The sequence below is a fragment of the Corynebacterium sp. MSK158 genome (assembly GCF_030229085.1).
Classification (GTDB): Bacteria; Actinomycetota; Actinomycetes; order Mycobacteriales; family Mycobacteriaceae; genus Corynebacterium.
On the sequence record NZ_JASPHJ010000001.1, the window covers coordinates 424364 to 439141 of the forward strand.

Genomic DNA, 14778 nt, shown 5'->3' on the forward strand with positions numbered 1-14778 from the left:
ACATGGCGCTTCCAATCGCACTTGACCAAAGACTCATCGACAGTATCGCGACGGAGTTCCAACTGCGAGATCCCAACAAGCGTGCGCTGCGCGAGCTCATTTACCACCTCACTGGTGACTTTGACTCGCTAGAGCCCATGGTCATGCACATGGCCACCGGCGCGGGCAAGACCTACCTCATGGCCGCTCTTATTGAGTACCTTTCGCGCTTCGGGGTGAAGAACGTCATGGTGGTCGTCCCGCCTTCCACGGTGCTGGAGAACAAGACCGTCCAGAACTTCACCCAGGGCTCGCGCCGCTACGTTGACGGCTTCTCTTCTGCTCCCCAGGTTGTTTCGCCTGGCAATTACGGCGCGTGGCGTGCCGGCCAGTCAGAGCTGTTCCGAAATGCCGCAGACGGCCCAATGGTCTACGCCTTCAACGTGTCGCAACTTATCAAGCCGAAGAAAGTCAACGCTCGCGCTGGCACCGAAGAGGGCATGCGCCGCAAGATTCGCGACCACCAGGAGGAGTCCGGTTCGCTCTACGACTACCTGGTCAACCTCGATGACCTTGTGGTTATCGCGGACGAGTCCCACCTATTTGGCACCTCGGCGAAGGCGTTTAACCAGGCGTTGAAGGACTTGCGTCCCGCTGCGACGATTGGGCTGACCGCTTCGGCATCCGATACGGACCACGTCATTTTTCACTACCCGCTCTATAGCGCCATTGAGGACGGCTATGTGAAGTCGCCGATGCTCGTCTACCGCGAGAACGGTTACCCCAAGGACTCAGCCGAGGAGAGGCAACTGCTCGACGCGGTCTCACTGTTGCGGAACAAAGAGGCGGCCTATGAAGCGTACGGCAAAGCGAACTTCCCCGGCGAAACAGGTGAGCGAAAGAGGACGAAGCCGCTTCTGTTTGTCGTGTGCGAAAGTGTCGCGCATGCCGAAGATGTCACAAAACTCCTCCAAGGCCCGGGTTATTTTAGTGCCCCGGAGGCGGTGCTCCAGTTCGACAACAAACACAATGACGCGGTCACGCTGCGCCGCTTAGACGAGCTCGACAGCCCAGCCTCGACGGTTCGTGCCATTGTCTCTGTTGACCGTCTCAAAGAGGGCTGGGACACCAAGCGAGTCGCAGTGATGTGTGCGCTGCGTGCCATGTCGTCGGACATTCTTACCCAGCAGACCATGGGCCGGGGCCTGCGACTGCCTTTTGGTGCCCGCACTGGTGTGGCTGAGCTGGACCAGTTGGACATCTTGAGCCACAAGTCGTTCAAGTCCCTTCTCAAAGACGAAGACGTGCTGCGCTCATTCGGCCTCGGAGATGCCGCTCAGGGCGCTATCTCGGGCATAGACGTGGAAGAAAGCTTCCGCCAGGGTGAAGGACAGGTGCAGCCAAACACGAACGACCCTTCGACCGAAACCCAACGGGGGTCAGCTTCCGGTTCGACCGCGAGGCCGACAACCCCTTCAGGCGAAGCAACGGGCAGCACGAGAGACGTCGGAACCAAGGCCGGCGAAACTGTCCAGGTCACTGGTGGTCACACCGGAGGCGTCTCATTCCGACGAGTCGGTGACAACGAGACGATGCAGCGTGCCGACTACATCCCGGCAACGGAAATCAAGGTCAATGAACAGTTCGCCGGAAAGACCTTCCTGTTTCCTTCCACGGTTATGGCGAAATCAACCACGCCGTTCTTGCTCAGCCATATTGACGACGAGGACATTATCCGTGCAGCGCGCCGTGTCGCCGACTCCAAGGAAGCGCTTACGCGGGAGGAAATCGTGGTGCGAAAGTCGAAGCTCGACACGAAACGCACCACCGACGCGGAAGTCGAATCGGCACCCGTGGCGGAGGACACTGTTATAGGTGAACTCACCCGTCGCGTATTCGGCCTCGGGGTTGTCACCCAGGACAAGAAAAACACGATCACATTGGCGCAGTACGTCCTTCCGACCTTCATGGCGAACGCCGGTATCGACCATTGGACGGAGAAGGCAAAGCAGTCCGCGGTGGACGAGCTCGTTGCACTTGTAAACGAGAAGGCACGTAAGCACGCAAGTAGTCTGCAAACCGAAACGTCTATCGTTCCGGTCGAACTGCCAATTGACCAGGTTGTGACCTTGCCGTTTGGCAAAGAGGTGCTCCAGCAACTCTCTAAAGACCAACAGGCGAAGTTCAAGCCCCGCGAGTTCTACGACGGCTGGAACCGCGGTCTGTTTCCCGCTGCGAGTTTCGACTCGTGGGGCGGCGAGTACCTCCTCGCGCTGTTGTTGAACTACACCTCGGACATAGTGTGGTGGAAGCGCCTCTACTCCACTGACGGCGCGTCGATTATGTACACCACCCGCGACACTTACTACCCCGACTTCGTCGCTCAGGACTCTGACGGCACGATGTGGATCATCGAAGGTAAGGCCGACAAGGGCCGAGATGACGAAACGGTACAAGCGAAACGAGCAGCGGCTCGGGTGCTCGTCCGGGAACTGCTCGGAGAAGAGGACTTCGTCGGCCAGAAGTGGGGCTATGTCATCGCGTATGAGTCCGATATTCGAGCGTCCGAGTCGTGGGAAGACTTGAAGCGGAAGTCGAATCCCAGGGCGTGAGACGAGACGGAGTTCGGGCTGCGAACCGAACCGGATGTCTTTAGGTAAACAACTCCTTCAAATTCACGAAAGGCACGAAAATGACAAGAAACAGGTTTGAAACCGCCGATTGGCTAACTAACTGGCTCGATGAGAACCACGCTGAGCAAACTAATTTTGGTGACCTATCAGATGAGTCCGGCTTCGAGGTGGATGAACTGCGTCGGTCCGCGGAGATGCTGCAAAATCTTGGACTAATCAACTTCGATACCGATTGGGGCCAGATGTTCTTCCGCGGGCGCCTCACCGGTGCCGGACAGCATCTCGTCTACTCAGGAAAGTCAGTAAAAGAATATGGTCTTGACCAGGGAAGTCACACGACGAACACCGCGGTAAACGTCCATGGCGATATCCACGGCGGGCAGGTTGGCATTAACAATGAACATAGCGTCACTATCAATGTAAGTACTGCGCAGATTCAACACCTCATCGACGCCCTGCGCGAAAACGGACACGATGATGTTGCCGAGGTTATTGACCAACAAACAGACGGTGGTGACAAAACAAACAACCTTCCAGCCGCGCTTCGAAACGGGCTTTCTATGCTCGGTGACGCCGGAAGTGCCACAACGATTCTCGGTCCAGTCGCAACTGCACTTATGGGACTCTTCTGACGAACTACGCCCGGAGATAAATCGTCTGTAATTTCCACTCCGATGGCAGTTCGCCTTCTTTCCCGATGAACTGCGCGGGGTCGACTTCGGCCTGCTCCCACTTACGCAGCTCCGTCTCTCTCAATGTCTTAAGACGGAACGGAAGTCGCTTCACTGAAACAAGCGCTGGTTGCCCGGGTTGAAGCATGTGGGTTCTTACTGGAAGTGTCTCGAATCGGCCTATGACCAACCCGGGCCCTTCGCCACGAAAGTCGTCACCTCGGAAGATGACCTGACCCTTCTCTAGTTCCCAGGAGCCTCCGACTACTACCGTTCGCAACCGGTTATTTCTTAGAAAGGCTCTGTCCGGGGCGACGAATACAATCTCCAACGCATCCCGCCGACGGACATCCCACACCCACAAGACGCCCGACACGATAAGGCCGGAGATTATGCCTGAAATGATGCCTACACACATGGCTGCTCTTTCTCGTATTGGACGTTTCTACACGCTGTATGTCCCGAAAAATTTTATCTGCACGGGACTCTATAGATCCGTGACGTAGTCCTAGCCAGGGGGCTATCCAGCAGATAAACTCTACTCCAACAACGTTAGGGAGGGTCGTGAGCGACTTAGACAAGTTTCGCAACGAAGGCCGGCGCAAGCGCAAGACCACCGTTGCGTGGACACAGTCCACTAAACCGAGGGAAGAATCAGAGCGCCTTGCGGGTGACCGCGAGCTTTATGAAGTTCTGCGAGAGCAAGGATTCCAAGGCAGGGACTACGACGATTTTGAAATCGAGCTCATGGGGTACGGATTCGCCTGTATCAAGAAGTGGATTCTGACGAAAGAACTGCTACCTAAATGCCGTGAGAAGCTGGATTTCGTTCCCAATGACGAGGACGTCCGTCTAGACCTCCTTACACCAGATGAGGCGGAAGAAATTGCTCAAGACATTGTCGTGCAATCCGTCCTCGAGTTCAGGGAAGACGCGCTTGTTGGAGGAAAGTGGTCACCAACTGGCGGAGCGAGTTTGAAGACTTTCTTTGTCGGCCGGTGCTTAATGGAGGCTTGCAAGGTGCTTAAGCAACGCGCCAGAGAGCTCAAGAGAGCTGCACGCTACATCCAAGAGGTTGAGGAAGATGACTTGCTCGAACTGCCTTCACGCGACATGCCGTTGGAGACACAGTTTGAACTCGACGATGAACTGCGCCGCGTAGCCGGGGTACTCTCGGCCAAGGAGTTAGAAGTAGCGCGCCTGCGTGCCGAAGGGCTTTCAGCGAAGGAAATTGCGGACAGGCTCGGGACGCTTCCTCGCAGTGTATACAAGGCGTTGGAAAGGGTACGAGCGAAAACGCGAAAGCGTAGGAACGAAGGAGGCGTGGTATGACTAACCGTTACAAGGATGCTTTGGGACGCTCGTCGTTCGGTACCCAAGAGGTACGCCAAATGCGGGCCAAGGTGTCGAGTAAGCAGACGGCAACCATGGCGAGGAAACTTGCCGAAAAACGTGCTTCTACCAGCCGAAAGGGGAAATACTCGCGTTAGCCCCCTAAGACTGAGTAGCGGGGCCGAGTTGCAGCTCGACCCCGTTGAGACGAGAGGTTAGTCTCGGTCACCACTTGGACGTGATACACCGAGTCTAACTGAGTTGCCAGCGTTTCAGGCACGAAACGCGCTCACTCTCGTCAGACTCCGAAGGAGGTTGTCGAGTATGGCTCGACGAAGTGTGAATCGGTCTGCAAAGACCGGCAAGTTCGTTTCCAACGCGGCTAAGGGTCGGTGGCCTAACAAGACCACGACCGAACGGGTCGGAAAGGGAACCAGCAACAATCGCACCGTGACCCGATCCGCAACGACAGGTCGCTTCGTCACGACACGTTGGGGCGACGAGAACCCCAGCGGAACTATTCGCCAGCGAGTTTAGCTGAAGAAGTCGGCTCCTGACGGAGACGACTGGCTAAAAGACCCCATTCATGCCGATTGAGTTCGGTGTGAATGGGGTCTTCGCTTTGTAGTGCAAAGTTCGCGAAGTTCCCCAGCGAAGCTTGTCCGCGACCGACGGTACAACGTCGGATTCCTAGCCGGCTTGCTTATCTTGCTGCACGGTGCGCCTATTGGTGCCGCGTTTTCGCACCTCCACGAACGGTGCGCGGACAGTCCTGGCGGTTCCGCGGCGGTTGACGAAATGGGGTTCGGAGCGGGGTCTGGTTCACCTGGTAGGCATGGCAGCGTGGAACATTTTGTTAGGGTCCGTGGAACACTAGGCGCGAGGGGGTGGGGTTGGAGCAGGTGGAGGAGTTTTCTGAAAGCCCCGAAGTCTCGAGACGTCGTTCCGCTTGGTGTCTCAAAGATTTTCGTTTTCTGCTGCCCCAGAAACTCAAAAACCAAGCGTCTGGAAAGACACGGATGCTCTACGGGGCAGGGAAACTATCCAAGAAGATTGTGGTCCAGCTGCGGGCATTAAGCACCATAGCCGCACCCGTCACACCGGCCTTTGATATTGCTCTGTACTGGCGACGCGCGCCTAGAACCGCCTCTGAAGGTGCTAAGAGCACCAGCGCCGGGCCCCACGCGGCATTCTTTCAGCATTCTTCCCTTCGATGCCGAAAGCCGCTGAATATCAATGTCCTAGAACCAGACACACCCTAGAGCACAATGCCATAAACTCAGACAGTTCAGGTATCGGGGATTTTGTCCGTGGACAAACGCATTGCTGCTAGGAACACTGCGTGAAGGCTGCTGCCCCACCAACGGTGGGGCCATCCAAAATGATGACTCCTCGGCCGACGGAGAGGAGCACTGGGATTATCCAGTCTCACCCGTGTAGGCGCTTCTCGGTTTCAGCGCCAGCCTCGCCCATCGTTAGCTATCTACTACTGCCGAGACTTAGCTTCTTGGAACTCACCGATGGCATTGCCAAGCGCTGCGATGAATGCAATCAGGCCTATCGTAATAAGGATATGGCCAAGACCAGCGATACCAGAGATCATTGCAGAAGATTCCTCTCCCAGTACGGTCAGACATCCGTGCCAGATCATGACGCCGACAGTAACGACCACACCGACGTTATAGAGCCAGAAGAACGCATTGAACTGACCTCGACTGCGCGACAGGCCGAAGACCTTCTCCAATACCAAAAAGATAAGACTCATCATGAAACCGAGCGCTAGCAAGTGAGTGTGCGCCACGCTTAGCTGAGTGAACTCGCCCGCGGGGAAATCGTTGGCACGCGTGAATTCTCGGTAGAACACGCCAGCGCCCAAGCCCAACACGAGGTAGAAAATAGATGCCCAATACAAAGCTTTCATGGTCATTCTCCTTCCCAACCGCTGCCACGGCTGGATTAGCGATGGATCAAATACTCTAAGGACTCATTTTTCTACATTCATCCCCGTTTTGAATCACAGGGCTGGTTGAAGCTGCAATCAACCAGTCGGTTGATCATTCCGATATTTGAAAACGACGCGCTCCACTGCTTTTTATTCACTGACATCGAGCCGTAGGGGTTCGCCCAGTTTCACCAAGAACCTTTGGCAAGCTCATCCTCAAAAGTCAGCAACCCTGAGTTTTACTTCGTGTTTCTGAAATAATGAACTCTATGGATTCTCTCGACCACAATATTTCATTTACCGATCAAGGTATGCCCACCCACCAAGATCTAGTAGTCCCAATCCTGAAAGCGGTTAACGAGCTCGGAGGTTCTGGGAAGACCAACGAGGTTAATGAAACCGTCCTTGAGATTCTTCCCGAAGCCGAATCGCTCCTTCAAATTGCCTTCCCGAATCGCCCTAAGGATTCGGTGGGTTAAGTAGCAACAAGTGTGTCTGAGTTACAGTGATCTTGCTGTTCAGGCTGGGTAAATCGGGCGGATATATGGTCTTGATGCTTATAGCCGCCCTTTTCGTGTTCAATCCATCGGAATGGCACCCCATGTGGTAGTCGGGGGTTGGTGTGCTTTCCGGGTGAGTAAGAACAGGCCACGATGCCCAGTATGTGCTGGGCAAATGAAGAAAAAACGGACTTTTAGAAAAACAAAATTTCGACCACGCCCACAAGCTGGTACATTATAGTCGCTTTCACATTATTTCAGAGCCATAAAGCAGGGATTCATCGCAAGCTTTCCAGTCCCCATCTTCTTTTTTCATATGGACACGGCTGACTCCAAAAAAGTCCTTGAAGTCCTCATTCTCCGACTTAACGTAAGCCTCGTCGTCTGAGTCGTCGAACTTTTCTAAATCTTTAAGTGCATCCTTTAACGCTTTTTTAGATTCCTTTCTGTCGTCTTCGCTTGGAACTTCACTCGGCTTCATTTGTTTGATGAGCTTGAAAATCTCATCTGAATCTATTGGAGTGCGTTTTTCTCTACAGATGTATTCTGACTGGAATTTATTAAAGTCATCTGTCCACTCCCTCGCAGACTCTTCAGCTTTCTCGCTGTCACCGCCTTGATACGTGTCAGCAATCTCAAAAAGATCCATCTGGTTGTCCCAGCGTTCATTAGCTACCTTTTTGAAAGTTTTCTCTGGCCCTCCGGAAACCCCGCAGCCTGTTGCCACCAACGACACTGCTACTAAAAGGCTTCCAAGTGCTTGAGATTTACGCATCCTCATTCTCCAATCAAAATATTCACGTATATTAAGTGCTAGTCCCTCACCCCTTTATCGAAAAAGGGGGCTTTGCTGACCAAATTGCCAGGCGTATGGCAGCCCGTTGACAGCATATACTTACATTAACACGCTGGGTTAATGTTGCCTTACCGTTTCTTCAGAAGGGAGAATTACTCCTTCAGTAGCTAGGACCTAACAGGGTTCAGGTCCGAAAAGGCCCCATGAAGTAACCAACCGTGTGCCCGCCCTGCGACACGCCGAACGGACACGCATTCTGCTACTTAACCCGATTCGGTATTGATGAGTCGTATTGCTTGGGGCCGCTCAACCGCGAAACGCGTCGGCGCGCTGGAACAGCCTACGCAGGGAATGTACCTACTTACAGAAATCGGCGAGCAGATACTCAAGCTTTCAGACAGAGACGCACTTATCAAGGTTAAAGATCTCGACCGTCAGGCTTCTCGTGCGAAGCGAAAGCAAAAGAAACTAGAAGAACAAAATGCAACTCCGGTTAGCGAAGACGTTCCAGACGAAGATATTCTTTCGGACTCTAATGAAGAAGAAAAAGAGAGCGACTGGAAAAGTCAGCTGCTTGAACGCCTTCACCAACTCCCACCCGAGGGTTTTGAAAAATTCATCATATATTTGCTGCGCCGACAAGGGCTGCAATTACAACACACTGGAGGTTCCGGAGACGAGGGAGTCGATGCAATTGGTACAGCACCTTTAAGCCCCGTCCTCTCCTCCCGTGTTGCTGTTCAAATTAAGCGTTATGCACCAGAAGGTAAACCGATTGGTCGAGAAACCGTCGCTCTCTTCCAACGCGATGCTCAGACAAAAGGTGCTGAACGCGCCATTCTCGTTACCCTTAGCAGATTTACCGACCCAGCTCGAAAAGCGGCCACCTCAACCGTACCGACGGTGGATCTAATTAGTGGTGACCGCCTCGCAGAACTAATCCGAGCAGACGGGGAATCAGGCGTCAAACTTCGACCCACGGTTGATCCTAAATGGTTCGACAAATTCGATTAACCAAGTTTCACTCCACCAACTGAAGGCGTTCGCTACCGATGACTGAAGTTTCCAAGCAGTACACCATAGACCTCACCCGCCTTGAAACCGCCGTATACCGAGCTACCAATTCCGCCGGAGCCAGCATTGAGTTTGGCAGTAGCGAGGGACTCCTCTCCCCTGTTGAGCTTTTGCTAGCTGCCGTCGCGGGGTGTTCGGCGGTGGACGTGGATGTGGTGACATCCCGGCGCGCGGAGCCGGAATCTTTTGATGTGCATGTGGAAGGTGACCGCGTAAACGAAGATGGCGCATCTCGTCTGTCCGAGGTTCGCGTGGGCTTTGATCTATCTTTCCCAGATACACCCGAGGGCAACCAAGCCCGCAGGATGGTGGACAACCTGATTCGCATCTCCCACGAGAAGGACTGCACGGTATCGCGCACGGTTGAGAATCCCACTCAAGTGGCGTTTAGGAACGACTCGAAATAGTTTCCCGAAATAGAAGCGCGACATGCGGTTTCACTCCGGGGATGACCCCAGCCCCGCTGCTATGGTGCAGTTGTTAACTACTGTGACAAATGTGATTACTGCAGGAGCTCAACATGTCACCATCTTTCTCCCGTCGCGGCCTTTTTAAGGTCGGCGCTCTCGCGCTGGCCGCAGGCGCTATCGGCGCTGCCGCACCGAATGCAGCGGCACTCGAACCGGTGCGCGGCACCATCATTGATTTCTCCGCCGGCGTACCTTCCCCGCAGGCGATTAAGAATGCCGGCCATATGGGCGCGATCCGCTACGTCTCCGACAAGCGCCCCGGCGCGACCTGGATGACCGGTAAGCCGGTAACCCTCAACGAGACTAAGGCCAATGCGGCAGCGGGTCTGCCCACTGCGTCGGTCTACCAATTCGGCCGTGCGGAAACTGCCGATTGGAAGCAAGGCGCAGCAGGTGCGGCAGTACACGCACCGAAGGCGATTGCGCTACACAAGAAGGCAGGCGGCCCCACCAACCGCCCGATCTACATCGCGATCGACGATAACCCCACCCGGGAGCAGTACACCCGCCAAATCCGCCCCTACCTGCAGGCATTTTCCAAGACGCTGGAGCTGGCTGGCTACCAGACGGGCATCTACGGCAACTACAACACTATTGAGTGGGCGATCCAGGATGGCATCGGCAAGTACTTCTGGATGCATGACTGGGGTTCCAACGGCAAGATTCACCCGCGCACCACTATTCACCAGCTGCCGCACGGCAAGCAGCAGACCATTGGCGGCGTCATCGTTGACGTCAATGAGGTCTACGCCGAAGACTGGGGACAGTGGACGCCTGGCAAGTCCGCGGCTCCTGTACCGGCAAAGAAGCCGACCACCAAGAAGCCACAGCCAAAACCGCAGCCGCAGACCAAGGCCCCGAGCAATGGCTCGTCCGACTTGGTCAATCAGCTGAGTTCGCAGCTGCAGAGCAAGCACCCAGAGCTACCGGAACTTCCGCAGGTCACCGCCGACGGCGTGACCTTTAATGGCAAGACATTGAGCAACGATCAGATTCGCCAGCTAGCGAAGATCGTCGCAGAGACGGTTGCGAAGGCGCGGTAGTACTACTTCTTGGAAGGCTCGGAGGTTTTCTCCGAGCCCTTCTTTTTGTCTGCGGACTTCTTTTTGGACGTGGTGGATTCGCTGGTGGACTCTTTGGACGTGGACTTTTCCTTCTTGCCCTTGCCGGATTTCTCGTCCTTGTCCTTCTTAGTGGAGGAGGTAGTAGAGGTCTCCGAGGTGGAAGTCTCGATCGGTAGGACGTCCTCGCCGTCTTTGTACTTGAGGAAGCGCTCGGTGGCCTTGCCCAGATTCTTGCCAGTCACCTCGTCCTTGACGTAGTCGGTGAGGTCATCGGATGAGCCGTTAATAGAGGCGGCGGCGACGAAGTTCTCACCAAAGGAGACCGAGGAGTTAATGGACTTATCATTGGACCAGCCCCACTTGCTGCCTACCACGTTGGAGAGCTTGGCTGTGCCGTAATCCTGGCGGTAGCCATCCTCCGAGATGGGATCGGCATGCGCCATAGCTACCAGCACTGGGTGGGTTTCATCGCGCTCAATGAGCTGCGAGATGAAGCTGGCGACGTCATACGTGGAGGTTTGCGAGTAACCCCATTGCTCGCCGGCCTTGGTGGATTCGAGATTGAATTCATCGGCAATCGTGTCGATGGAATCCGGGTACTTATCAAAGAGGTCTTCGGCGGACTTATCAGAGGAGCTAGCGATCATATCCAGCGCCTCGTATTTATCCTCGTACTCGCCCTTTTCCATCACGTAGGTGGCGATATAGAGCTTGATAAGGCTTAGCGCCGGACGTGCCTCGTGCTCCGAGGCAGAGCCCATGTGCATGCCATCGTGCAGGCGGATATAGGTAATTGAATGACCCTCATCGCCCTCCAGGAACTCATTGGTTTCCGGTGGGACGTCGCGGTTGGTGTCTGTTGCTTTTAAGGGGGCGTCGGCAAGCGCGTCGCTTTCACGCTCGTTATTGCTGCACGCGGTGGTGGTCAAGGCGAGCATGCATACGGCCAAAGCGGCACCAGCCTTAACTGATGCCGCCTTGCGGGTCACGGACGTTCTAAGCACGTCCAACCACATTACCGGGTGTGTGCACTTTTCAAGCAATTAATGCTGCACGGGTGCCTCCACGCCCACGCCGGTAAGGGAGCGAACCTCCATCTCTGCGGAAAGCTCCTCAAAGTTGTCCGGCTTGGTCATGATGGACACCAACCAGCCGACGAAGAAGGACAGCGGAATGGAGACCAAGCCCGGCGAGGAGAGCGGGAAGATGGCCCAGTCCGCGCCTGGGAACATGGAGGTCTCAGAACCGGAGACTGCCGGAGAGAAGAAGATGAGCACCAGGCAGGACACCACGCCGGTGTACATGGAGGCCACCGCGCCCGCGGTGTTGAAACGGCGCCAGTACAGGGAGTAGAGGATGGTCGGCAGGTTGGCGGAGGCCGCCACCGCAAACGCCAGGGAGACCAGGAAGGCCACGTTCTGGGTCATGGCCAGGATGCCCAGGATAATGGAGACGATACCGAGGACCACCACGGTGGCCTGGGAGACGCGGACCTGCTCGGCCTCGGTGGACTCGCCGTTGCGGATAACCGCGTGGTAGATATCGTGCGCAATGGACGCAGAGGCAGTAATGGCCAGGCCCGCAACCACGGCGAGCACGGTAGCGAAGGCCACGGCGGAAATAATCGCCATGAAGATGGAGCCGCCAATCTCCATTGCGAGTAGCGGGGCCGCGGCATTGGCCCCACCGGGCGCGTCGAGAATGCGGTCCGGCCCGACCAGTGCAGCTGCGCCATAGCCCAGCACCAAGGTCATGAGGTAGAAAGCACCAATAATAACGATCGCCCAGGTAACGGAGCGGCGCGCCTCAGTAGCGGTAGGCACGGTATAAAAGCGCATCAGCACGTGCGGCAGGCCACCCACGCCGAGCACCAGGGAAATGCCCAGGGAGATAAAGTCCAGCTTGGTGGCAGTGGTGGCGCCGTACTTCAGGCCCGGGGCCATGATGTCCTTGGCCTCGTAGCCCTTCTCTTTAATCTGCTCGGAGGCGGCGTGCATGTCGATGGCGTTATTAAACAGGGTGCTAAAGCCACCGCGCAGTGCAATGAAGACCAAGAAACACATGATGACCACGCCGGCGACCAGAAGCACGGCCTTAATCATCTGCACGTAGGTGGTGCCCTTCATGCCGCCGACCAGGACGTAGACAATCATGAGCATGCCCACAATGCCCACGACGAGAGCCTGCCACTTGAAGTCGTGGATATCCAGCAGCACGGCCACCAGCGAGCCGGCGCCGGCCATCTGCGCGATGAGGTAGAAAAGCGTGACAAAAAGGGTGGCGATGGACGCCGCCACGCGCACGGGCTTCTGCTTCAGGCGGAAGGATAGGACGTCCGCCATGGTAAAGCGGCCGACGTTACGCATGGGCTCGGCGACGAGCATGAGTGCTACCAGCCAGGCGACGAAGAAGCCCACCGAGTACAAGAAGCCGTCGTAGCCATTGAGCGCCACCGCGCCGACGATGCCGAGGAAGGATGCGGCGGAGAGGTAGTCACCGGAGATGGCCAGACCGTTCTGGCGTCCGGAGAAGCTGCCGCCACCGGTGTAGAAGTCCGAGGCTTCCTTGGTGGTTTTGCCGGCGCGCAGCACCACCGCCATGGTGACGATGAGGAAGAGGGCGAAGATGGAAATATTCAGGATGGGGTTGCCGGCGGAAGACTCGGCGGCAAGGGTGGTGGTAGTCATTAGATGCCCTCCAGTTCTTCACGGATGGCGGCCGACTTCGGCTCGATATTCTTATTGGCGTACTTCACGTAAATCCACGTGATGATGAAGGTGGTGAGGAACTGGGCCAGGCCGAAGACTAGGCCAATGTTCCAGCCACCGCCGAGCTCGGTTGCCATGAAGTCAGGGGCGAACACGGCGGCAAGAACGTAGACCACGTACCACACGAAGAAGGCCACGGTCATAGGGAAGGTAAAACTCCGGTAGGTGCGGCGCAGCTCGCCGAATTTGGCGGAGTCGCGCATCGCGATGAACTCGCTACCGGTGGGTTCGCGGCGCGAGACAGGAGTTGCAGCTACGTCACTCATAGAGCATCGTCTCCTTGGGTGAGAGGAACTTAGGTCACACGAGATAGTGTGTCACTTCTCACTATCTACGTTGATCTGTAAGTTACAGAACAATTTCTGCAAGGTTGTAAACTCTGCCAAGAAAACCGTCCACTCCCCCACCCTTTTAAGCCCATAGGCTTCACTGAACTGGAATAACATCTTTAGCAAACTACCCCCAAGGGGGGAATTTTTTACCCCTTGTAAAGATTGTTAACAGCCGCTTGGCAAAAGAAAAAGCCCCCGTGAGGGGGCTTCATCTACGGTTGGCGTTACTCTTCGTTACCTGGGAATTCGCGTGGGTCATTGAACATGCGGCCAAAGCCTTCCTGGCCCTCAAGCGCGTCAATGGCGGATACTTCCTCCGCCGTGAGCTCCAGCTCGGTGGCGGCCAAGTTTTCCTTCAAGCGCTCGGTGCGCGCGGACTTCGGAATGACGGAGATGTCCTTGGACATGAGGTAGGACAGCACAACCTGCCCCTCGGTCGCCTCGTGGTCAGCAGCAGCCTGTTCAATCACGGGGTTATTGAGCACAACGCCGCGCGCCAGCGGGGCCCATGCCTCGGTGACGATGTCATTATCGTGGTGGAAGGCGCGCAGGCTGGACTGAGTAAAGCCCGGGTGGATTTCCACCTGGTTGAGCACCGGGGAAATGCCGGTGGTGGAAATCAGATCCTTGAGCACGTCTTCGTAGAAATTGGCCACACCGATGGACGCAATCTGACCCATTCCCTGCAGACGGGCGATAGCCTCAAAGGTCTCGTTGTACAGCCCACCCTGCGGCCACGGCCAGTGGATAAGGTACAGGTCGAGGTAGTCCAGCTGCAGATCCTTAAGCGACTGCTGGAATGCTTCTTCCACCTTGTGCTCACCCTGGTGGGAGTGCCACACCTTGGAGGTAATAAAGAGCTCATCGCGGGTGACGTCGCCGGCATCCATTGCCTGCTTCAGGGCGGTGCCTACCGCCTCTTCGTTCTTGTAGAGCGTGGCGGTATCGAAGTGGCGGTAGCCCAAATCGATGGCCTCGCGGATGACGCGGATGCATTCCTCGTCATATAGCTTGTACGTACCCAAGCCCAGCTGGGGCATTTCGCGGTCATCATTGAAAGTTACGGTTGGCACAGTCATGCCCTCCATTGTGCCGCAGTTTTTCTGACCGCGCCGAAAACGACGAAGCCCCAGGGCAAACTGAACTGCTCCCCATTAGTTGGACTGAGAAATCAGTTACCTACTAGTGGGGAGCAGTTGTATGCATACACGTAGTTC

Annotated in this window: 14 protein-coding genes; 8 read left to right on the forward strand and 6 right to left on the reverse strand. The window is 55.8% G+C overall.

What is annotated here, in order from left to right; translation table 11 throughout:
* Nucleotides 1-2 precede the first annotated feature (2 nt).
* The 4 genes from QP915_RS01975 (at nucleotide 3) to QP915_RS01990 (ending at nucleotide 4773) form a co-directional block, all read left to right on the forward strand.
* On the forward strand, nucleotides 3-2591 hold the full coding sequence (locus QP915_RS01975) for a DEAD/DEAH box helicase (RefSeq protein ID WP_284767729.1): 2589 nt from the start codon (nucleotides 3-5) through the stop codon (nucleotides 2589-2591).
* Nucleotides 2592-2671: 80 nt separating this feature from the next.
* Nucleotides 2672-3244 (forward strand): hypothetical protein, encoded by a 573-nt coding sequence (locus QP915_RS01980; protein ID WP_284767731.1) that lies wholly within the window; start codon nucleotides 2672-2674, stop codon nucleotides 3242-3244.
* A gap of 603 nt (nucleotides 3245-3847) precedes the next feature.
* A complete protein-coding gene (locus QP915_RS01985; protein ID WP_284767732.1) occupies nucleotides 3848-4615 on the forward strand; it encodes an RNA polymerase sigma factor in 768 nt (255 codons plus the stop codon).
* Nucleotides 4612-4773, forward strand: a complete 162-nt coding sequence (locus QP915_RS01990; RefSeq protein ID WP_284767733.1) for a hypothetical protein — start codon at nucleotides 4612-4614, stop codon at nucleotides 4771-4773. Before QP915_RS01985 ends, QP915_RS01990 begins: the two co-directional genes overlap by 4 nt.
* Before the next feature lie 1328 nt (nucleotides 4774-6101).
* Here QP915_RS01990 and QP915_RS01995 read toward each other — a convergent pair.
* Nucleotides 6102-6536 (reverse strand): DUF2871 domain-containing protein, encoded by a 435-nt coding sequence (locus tag QP915_RS01995; RefSeq protein ID WP_284767735.1) that lies wholly within the window; start codon nucleotides 6534-6536, stop codon nucleotides 6102-6104.
* Between the two features lie 290 nt (nucleotides 6537-6826).
* Between QP915_RS01995 and QP915_RS02000 the strand changes: the two genes are divergently transcribed.
* The gene (locus QP915_RS02000; RefSeq protein ID WP_284767737.1) at nucleotides 6827-7036 is read left to right on the forward strand and encodes a hypothetical protein; all 210 of its coding nucleotides are present in this window, start codon (nucleotides 6827-6829) and stop codon (nucleotides 7034-7036) included.
* A gap of 268 nt (nucleotides 7037-7304) precedes the next feature.
* On the opposite strand, the gene QP915_RS02005 is transcribed toward QP915_RS02000, so the two are convergent.
* On the reverse strand, nucleotides 7305-7832 hold the full coding sequence (locus QP915_RS02005) for a hypothetical protein (RefSeq protein WP_284767738.1): 528 nt from the start codon (nucleotides 7830-7832) through the stop codon (nucleotides 7305-7307).
* Nucleotides 7833-8135: 303 nt separating this feature from the next.
* Here QP915_RS02005 and QP915_RS02010 point away from each other — a divergent pair, with 303 nt between their 5' ends.
* The 3 genes from QP915_RS02010 to QP915_RS02020 all read left to right on the forward strand — a co-directional run bounded on the left by QP915_RS02010 (nucleotide 8136) and on the right by QP915_RS02020 (nucleotide 10440).
* Nucleotides 8136-8867, forward strand: coding sequence for a restriction endonuclease (locus tag QP915_RS02010; RefSeq protein WP_284767739.1), 732 nt, complete (start codon nucleotides 8136-8138; stop codon nucleotides 8865-8867).
* A gap of 38 nt (nucleotides 8868-8905) precedes the next feature.
* Nucleotides 8906-9334 (forward strand): OsmC family protein, encoded by a 429-nt coding sequence (locus tag QP915_RS02015; protein ID WP_284767741.1) that lies wholly within the window; start codon nucleotides 8906-8908, stop codon nucleotides 9332-9334.
* Nucleotides 9335-9447: 113 nt separating this feature from the next.
* The gene (locus QP915_RS02020; RefSeq protein WP_284767742.1) at nucleotides 9448-10440 is read left to right on the forward strand and encodes a DUF1906 domain-containing protein; all 993 of its coding nucleotides are present in this window, start codon (nucleotides 9448-9450) and stop codon (nucleotides 10438-10440) included.
* A 2-nt stretch (nucleotides 10441-10442) separates the two neighbouring features.
* Here QP915_RS02020 and QP915_RS02025 read toward each other — a convergent pair whose 3' ends face one another.
* The 4 genes from QP915_RS02025 to QP915_RS02040 all read right to left on the reverse strand — a co-directional run bounded on the left by QP915_RS02025 (nucleotide 10443) and on the right by QP915_RS02040 (nucleotide 14649).
* Nucleotides 10443-11477, reverse strand: a complete 1035-nt coding sequence (locus QP915_RS02025) for a hypothetical protein (RefSeq protein ID WP_502869304.1) — start codon at nucleotides 11475-11477, stop codon at nucleotides 10443-10445.
* A 27-nt stretch (nucleotides 11478-11504) separates the two neighbouring features.
* Nucleotides 11505-13148 (reverse strand): monocarboxylic acid transporter, encoded by a 1644-nt coding sequence (locus tag QP915_RS02030; RefSeq protein WP_284767746.1) that lies wholly within the window; start codon nucleotides 13146-13148, stop codon nucleotides 11505-11507.
* Entirely contained in the window at nucleotides 13148-13495 is a 348-nt protein-coding gene (locus QP915_RS02035) for a DUF485 domain-containing protein (RefSeq protein ID WP_239279186.1), read from the reverse strand. The genes QP915_RS02030 and QP915_RS02035 overlap by 1 nt, the downstream gene beginning before the upstream one ends.
* Nucleotides 13496-13785: 290 nt before the next feature.
* Nucleotides 13786-14649: an aldo/keto reductase gene (locus QP915_RS02040; RefSeq protein WP_284767747.1), complete on the reverse strand. Its 864-nt coding sequence runs from the start codon at nucleotides 14647-14649 to the stop codon at nucleotides 13786-13788.
* Nucleotides 14650-14778 lie beyond the last annotated feature (129 nt).

Bases quoted from the DNA above. Each gene is read 5' to 3' on its own strand.
- QP915_RS02015 (WP_284767741.1), top strand. From the start codon at position 8,906: ATGACTGAAGTTTCCAAGCAGTACACCATAGACCTCACCCGCCTTGAA.
- QP915_RS02030 (WP_284767746.1), bottom strand. From the start codon at position 13,148: ATGACTACCACCACCCTTGCCGCCGAGTCTTCCGCCGGCAACCCCATC.
- QP915_RS01995 (WP_284767735.1), bottom strand. From the start codon at position 6,536: ATGAAAGCTTTGTATTGGGCATCTATTTTCTACCTCGTGTTGGGCTTG.
- QP915_RS02035 (WP_239279186.1), bottom strand. From the start codon at position 13,495: ATGAGTGACGTAGCTGCAACTCCTGTCTCGCGCCGCGAACCCACCGGT.
- QP915_RS02040 (WP_284767747.1), bottom strand. From the start codon at position 14,649: ATGGAGGGCATGACTGTGCCAACCGTAACTTTCAATGATGACCGCGAA.
- QP915_RS02010 (WP_284767739.1), top strand. From the start codon at position 8,136: ATGAGTCGTATTGCTTGGGGCCGCTCAACCGCGAAACGCGTCGGCGCG.
- QP915_RS02025 (WP_502869304.1), bottom strand. From the start codon at position 11,477: ATGTGGTTGGACGTGCTTAGAACGTCCGTGACCCGCAAGGCGGCATCA.
- QP915_RS01990 (WP_284767733.1), top strand. From the start codon at position 4,612: ATGACTAACCGTTACAAGGATGCTTTGGGACGCTCGTCGTTCGGTACC.
- QP915_RS02005 (WP_284767738.1), bottom strand. From the start codon at position 7,832: ATGCGTAAATCTCAAGCACTTGGAAGCCTTTTAGTAGCAGTGTCGTTG.
- QP915_RS01975 (WP_284767729.1), top strand. From the start codon at position 3: ATGGCGCTTCCAATCGCACTTGACCAAAGACTCATCGACAGTATCGCG.
- QP915_RS02020 (WP_284767742.1), top strand. From the start codon at position 9,448: ATGTCACCATCTTTCTCCCGTCGCGGCCTTTTTAAGGTCGGCGCTCTC.
- QP915_RS01980 (WP_284767731.1), top strand. From the start codon at position 2,672: ATGACAAGAAACAGGTTTGAAACCGCCGATTGGCTAACTAACTGGCTC.
- QP915_RS02000 (WP_284767737.1), top strand. From the start codon at position 6,827: ATGGATTCTCTCGACCACAATATTTCATTTACCGATCAAGGTATGCCC.